Genomic DNA, 5770 nt, shown 5'->3' with positions numbered 1-5770 from the left:
CAACACCGCCACGCCGCCAGGCGTGTCCGCTACCGCCGCCGCACAGCACGACGCGGCCCGCCCCGGCCGGCTCGGCGGGGGACGGGCCGCGTCGCGCGGCGGGTGCTACTCGGCGGCGGACGCCTCGACCGTCACGCAGCAGGTGAGCGGGACGCCGTGGAGGTCGTAGTTCGTGACGCCGGGGGCGACGAAGAACTTGCGGCTCCCGCTGTAGCGCAGGACGGCCGTGCTGTCCGCGTCGAGCGTCACGGTGGCACGCGGCTTGCCGCGACGGGGGCGGTCGACCTCGGCGACGATCCCCTTAAGGCCGTTGAGGTACGCGGGGGAGAGCTTGGCGAGCTGGACCGTCGCCCCCTTCGTCACCGTGGCGGCGGCGACGGTCTCGGCCTTGCGGCGGTCGGCCGCACGCCGGGTGTTGACGGCCTCGATGATGTGGTCCAGCGCCGCGTCATCGGCGTCGCCGACGATGAAGGCGGTCATCTGCTCAAGGGTCGTGGTCATGTGAACTCCTGTGTTGAAGGTTCGGGCTGTTGCCGGGAGGGGCTGCCATCCCCTCCCGACACTACTAATTATGCCTTATGCGGGATGCTGCGTCAACGCTGTGACGTGCGTGTTCCTAGATTCCCCACCACACGCGCTGCTCGTCAATCAACAGCTCGATCGGCAGAACTCCCGCACCGTTGAGTGCGACCGGTGCCACCTCGTCCCGGTCGACGGACAGGCGCATCCGGGCTTCGCCGTCGGGGTCCAGGACAAGGTACGCGGATACGTGCACCCCAACCAGCGTGATCATGGGGACTTCTCCGGCGCCGTCCCGTTCCGGCGCGTGCACCGGGTGGACGCGGGATTCCGCGTGCAGTCGCTCGACATCCTCTTGCCGCACGGTTACGCCTCCTGCGCGATCTCGTCCGCCTTGTATCCGGCCGGCTTGCCCATGCCGGGCCAGACGACCATGACCAACGCGCCGCCGGTGAAGGGATCGGTGCCGTACCCGGTGACGGTTCCGAGGATCAGGGGAAGCGTGCGGTGCCGCACGGTGCTGGTGCGGGGGTGGGCCTCCTCGATGGCGGGGGCCGGGGACTGGGCTGCTTCGGTGTTCACGTCTACCTCTCGGGGGATGGGGGCCGGTACCAAGCGGCACCGGCCCGACGGGCGGTCAGGCGTCGGCGCGGTCGCGGCCGAACGTGTGGCGGGTGCCGTCGCAGCAGGGGCAGACGTCGCCGATCAGCTCCGCGAGGCTGCGGCCCACCGTGATCGCTCGGACGGCGCTGGCCTTGATCGGCGGGTTCTTCGGATCGGCGGTGATCCATCCGGCGGACGGCGGGACCAGGAGGGGGCCCGGCGGCACGCGGAGGATGCGGGCGGCGACGTGGGAGGCGGCTGCCGCTTCGGCCTCGACCTGCTCGGCGTCGACTCCGGCCGTGGACTCGATGGCGGTCCGGGCGACTTTCAGCAGCAGGGCCCGGGATGCGTCCTCCGGGTCGATCGCCTCGGCGGGCACCCCGTTGATCAGGAAGGCGCGGTGGTCGCCCTGGGCGGTCAGGGCGGCGATCAGCCGGTTGCGGACCACCTGCGCGGGACTGCCGGAGATCGGACGGGGGGCGACCGGCGGGCCGTCGGTCTGCGAGATGTCGAAGACCGCGTTCGAGACCCACCCGCGCGCCGGTGCCTCGTCCCGGGGCTCGGAGTCCTCCGGCGTCGACGCCTCATCCTCCCGCCGCCCTCGCATGGGCCCCCAGATCCGGATGCCCTCCTCACCCTTGCGGACCTGCCGCCCCTCGTCCTGCCACGCCCGGTAGCTGAGTACGCGCGTCGCCTCCGGGGCCTGGAGACCGATGGCGATGGCGTTGACGGCTCCGGGGTAGTTCAGGTGGACGGCTCCGGCCCGCATGACCGCCGCCCACACGTCGCGCCGTCCCATAGCGGCGTATCCGGCCTGGAGAAGGTCCGCCAGTTCGGCCGTGCGCCGCTTGCCGAGTTCTCGCCGGGCGTCCGGCGCGAGCTTCCTGTACCCCATCGGGCTGTCCTTTTCGTGTTGAAGGTTCGGGCCTGCCGTCCGGGGCTGCCATCCCCTTCCGACATCACTAATTCTGCCTTATTTATGGGTCTGAGTCCACCCGAAAGGGGGTCCTGAGCGAGTGATCCGTATCACATGTTTTCGCAGGTCAGGGGCGGTTTCCGTCTCCTCCGGGCTGGCCTTGCCCGGCGGCCCGCCACGGCTCCGCCCCGTGGGCGGGGGCTCCCCTCGGTTGGCCGGGCAGCTCCGCCCGACCGCCGGTTCTGCGGGGGGTGCCAGGCTCGCGAAGCGACCGCGAAGCGGCTCGGCCTGGCACCCCCCGCAGGTTCGGTGGTAGCCCGAAGGGTGACCGGTCAGCCGAGGGGAGCCCCCGCCCATCCCCTACACCTCAGCCACCTACCAGGCCGCACGCGGCACACCACCCCCGCGCCCCTTGGGCAGGCCCGGCGCCCGCCGGAGGCATTGGTGTTCGCCTCGCCCGGCGACCCGGTGCTGCCCGGCTGCAGCGCTGACCGGAGCGGACAGACCGGCGGTCCGCGTCAGCGGACCCGGGACAAGGTCGCCGCCCCGCCAGGGGCGTCCGCTTCGGCCCGACAAAGGAGGGCCCGGTCCGCGCCAGCGGACCCCGGCCGCCCCGCGGCCGCCGGCCCCGAAGGGGCCCAACAAGAGGTGCCGCGCCGCCAGGCGCGTCCACGGCCCGGTGCCGACGGCACCGGCCGACGAAGGAGGCCGGGGCCGGCGAGCACGCACCGGGCCACCAACACCGCCACGCCGCCAGGCGTGTCCGCAACCGCCGCCACGACGCCGCCCGCCTCGCGTGACCGAGGGGGGCGGCGTCGGGCTTCCCGGCGGGGTGCTCAGCTCGCCGGGCTGTCAGTGCCCTGGCTCTGCGGCGCGGATTCGACCGCGACCGGCTCCGCATCCTCCCGTTCGGTGATCTTGGCGCGGACTTCCCCGAAGCGGATTCCGGTCCGACCTCCGTTCCCGCTGAGGCGCACGAACCCGGCCTTCTCCAGGACCTCGTCCACCCCCTGCCAGATGGCGGCGGAGGCGGGGCCCTCGTTGAACTTCACGCCCTCGGGCGCATCGATGACGACGGCCGGGATGTCCTCGCGCACGGTGCCCCGGCCGTTCGCGTAGACCATGCGGGCCTGCCTCGACCCGTAGGCGGCGGTGACGATGACCATCTTCGGCCCGTTCGTGCGCTTCTTCGCCTTCGGCTTGGCCGGGGCGCCCTCGGGGGCGTCCTGCTCCACCGGTACAGCGGCGCGGTCGCAGTATGACCAGTGGCCTGGGGTACAGGTGGCCGGGGCCTCCGGGCTCCCGAACCCCTTGCCCCACGTCCGGCCGCAGCGCGGGCACTGCTTGCCCTCGTGCTCACCGGCCGCCGCGGCGTGCTCCCGGATCACCTCCAACGTGCCGGGCCAGTCCTTGCCCACACCGACAGCCGTACCGTTCGCGTTGACGGTGCGGACCTCAAAACGCAGGTCTGTGACGTCCCGCCCGGTGACCATCCGCACCCGGTACACCCGCCCGCACGTGCTGGTGAAACTCCACTCGCGTTCGGGCAGCTTCAGCATCTGCTCGCCCTCGGCCAACAGGTCCCGCAGGCGCTCGGGGATGTCGGCGGACCCTTCCACCTCCGCCGGGGCCTGGTCCCGGCCCTCGGTGCTGGCGGCGGTCACACCGTCCATGAGCGCCTTCGCGTCGGCGATGCTCGGCGTACGGTTCCGCTCCAGATAGCGCGCCATGTCCCCGGCGCTCATGCGCGTCTTGACGTCGGAGTAGTCCACCGGCTGCCTGCCGACACGGCCGTCCTCGAATGTCGCATCTGCGGCGGTCATGACCGCCTTCGGAGCAAGACGCAGGTTCCACGCCACCGTAAGCGTCTTCTTGTTGACCCGCAGCACCTCGTACCAAGATCCGAGGGAGCGCACGAAATCGCCCTTGGTGAAGTCGTCGGCCCCCCACACCTTGAACCCCTCGGCCTCCGCCTTGGCCACGATCGACCGCCAGTAACCGACCTCCTCGGTGAGCTCGTCGCGCCGCCGCGAGAGCTCGACCACAGCGGCCGGCGACAGACGCACGGAATGGCCGTTGTTGGACTCCCCGCGCTGCCAGCGGATGACCCCGCGCAAGTCCGCTTCCTTGGTCTCGATCCGGCGCAGGGTCCGGGCCGGGTTCGTGCGGTGCTCCGTGTACGCGCCGGACGCCTCCGCCCGCTGGGCCCAGTGCTTGGCGCGCTCTCCCTCGTTGATGGACTTGCGCATTGCGTTGTCCATCCGGGCATGATCCCGCCGGGCGCGTCCCTCGCTGTGGTGCCCGACCAAGATCGGCTGCCCCATGTAAAAGCGCTCGCTGATCTGCTTCGACCGCTGGTAAGACGCATCGGACGATGCGGTTGCACGGCTGGCCCGGTCCTCGAACCGTTCGGCCCGGCTCTCGGCCCGCTCCTCGCGGTCGGCCTCGGCGTCCGCGAACGCGCGGCGCTCGTCCTCGTTGACCACGACGCACACGGTGAAGCCCAGTTCACGAATCGCCTTCGCTGCCGGGTCGATCTTGTACCGGTCCGCCGACCTGTCCCGGGAGTGGTTGAGACCCAGGCATCCGAGCGAAGGGAAGAACCGCCACCCGTACGGGCGGATCGCCTCAAAGATCCCGTCTCCCTTGCGCGAGCCCTCCAGAAGGGTGCCGTCGGCGCGGGTGTGGGTGATCACGACGTCCGCCTTCTCGGGAGGGCAGTCACCCTCCCACGGAGGCGGCGGGAAGGTCGCGGCCACGCACGCGGGGCACACGCGGGCGAGTTCGCCGCCGGAGTACAGCGGGGTGTCCTCGTGTCCGCACGCGGAGCACTCGCCGTCTCCGGCGAAGGTGAGCGTTACGGTCCGATACCGGTTGTCCACCGGCGTGTTCTCGACCTGATCGGTTGTCACGGTCACTCCCTGGTGTTGAAGGTTCGGGGTTCGTCGTCCGGGGCTGCCATCCCCTTCCAACATCACTAATTCTGCCTTATTTGGGGGTCCGGGTCCACCTGAAACAGGGGTCTCGGGGAGTGATCTGGATCACACATTTTCGCAGGTCAGGGGCGGTTTCCGTCCCACCGGCGGCGGCCTGGCCGGGCGGCGTCCGCCACGGCTCCGCCCGGTGGGCGGGGGCTCCCCTCGGTCGGTCGGGCAGGCTCGCCCGTACCCGGGTTCCGGCGGGGGTGCCAGGCTCGCGCTCGCGCGACCGCGAAGCGGCTCGGCCTGGCGGCCCCCGCCGGGTTCCGGGTAGCCCTCCGGGTGACCGACCGGCCGAGGGGAGACCCCGGCCACCCCTCCACCCCAGCCACCCAACGGGCCCCAACTCGCCCCCGCACTCGCACCCCTTGGGAGTAAGGGCCCCCGCCGGAGGCAGTCCCTCTCCTCCACCACGGCCAGGTATGGGCCCGGGGGCGGCACTTCTTGACGGGGACAGTCCCGGCCGGCCCGCCCAGCGGGCCCCGCCTCCGCGGAGCGGCGGCCGCCGCGCGGAGCGCGCACTGCGCACTGATCCAGCGCAGCGGATCGCCCCGCACGGCGCGAAGCGCCGGTATCGCCAGCGGTCGCGGAGCGAACCGCAACACTGCGTGCGGCACCGTGTAAGGCAGTCGCCCCGCCAGGGGCGTCCGTGCGGCCCGACGAAGGAGGGCCCGGTCCGCGCCAGCGGACCCCGGCCGCCCCGCGGCCGCCGGCCCCGAAGGGGCCCAACAAGAGGTGCCGCGCCGCCAGGCGC

General features: G+C 72.1%; 5 protein-coding genes. All 5 read right to left on the bottom strand.

The features are described 5' to 3' along the window. Positions 1-105: 105 nt before the first annotated feature. Positions 106-501, bottom strand: a complete 396-nt coding sequence (locus ACFV6V_RS30895) for a hypothetical protein (protein WP_051820480.1) — start codon at positions 499-501, stop codon at positions 106-108. A gap of 115 nt (positions 502-616) precedes the next feature. Beyond that, entirely contained in the window at positions 617-883 is a 267-nt protein-coding gene (locus ACFV6V_RS30890) for a hypothetical protein (RefSeq protein ID WP_385571152.1), read from the bottom strand. A gap of 2 nt (positions 884-885) precedes the next feature. Next, positions 886-1101 (bottom strand): hypothetical protein, encoded by a 216-nt coding sequence (locus ACFV6V_RS30885; RefSeq protein ID WP_385571151.1) that lies wholly within the window; start codon positions 1099-1101, stop codon positions 886-888. 55 nt (positions 1102-1156) lie between these two features. Beyond that, complete coding sequence (locus ACFV6V_RS30880; RefSeq protein ID WP_385571150.1) at positions 1157-2017, bottom strand: ArdC family protein; 861 nt, start codon at positions 2015-2017, stop codon at positions 1157-1159. 857 nt (positions 2018-2874) lie between these two features. Further along, positions 2875-4950: a DUF3560 domain-containing protein gene (locus ACFV6V_RS30875; protein WP_385571149.1), complete on the bottom strand. Its 2076-nt coding sequence runs from the start codon at positions 4948-4950 to the stop codon at positions 2875-2877. Between the last annotated feature and the right edge of the window lie 820 nt (positions 4951-5770).

This window comes from Streptomyces sp. NPDC059828, assembly GCF_042731955.1.
Taxonomy (GTDB): Bacteria; Actinomycetota; Actinomycetes; order Streptomycetales; family Streptomycetaceae; genus Streptomyces.
The sequence above is the reverse complement of the archived record's forward strand: the minus strand, read 5'-3'. Positions and strand labels throughout refer to the sequence as shown.

What these genes read in the sequence shown, in the direction of transcription:
- ACFV6V_RS30895 (WP_051820480.1), bottom strand. Translation starts at nt 501, where the DNA reads ATGACCACGACCCTTGAGCAGATGACCGCCTTCATCGTCGGCGACGCC.
- ACFV6V_RS30880 (WP_385571150.1), bottom strand. Translation starts at nt 2,017, where the DNA reads ATGGGGTACAGGAAGCTCGCGCCGGACGCCCGGCGAGAACTCGGCAAG.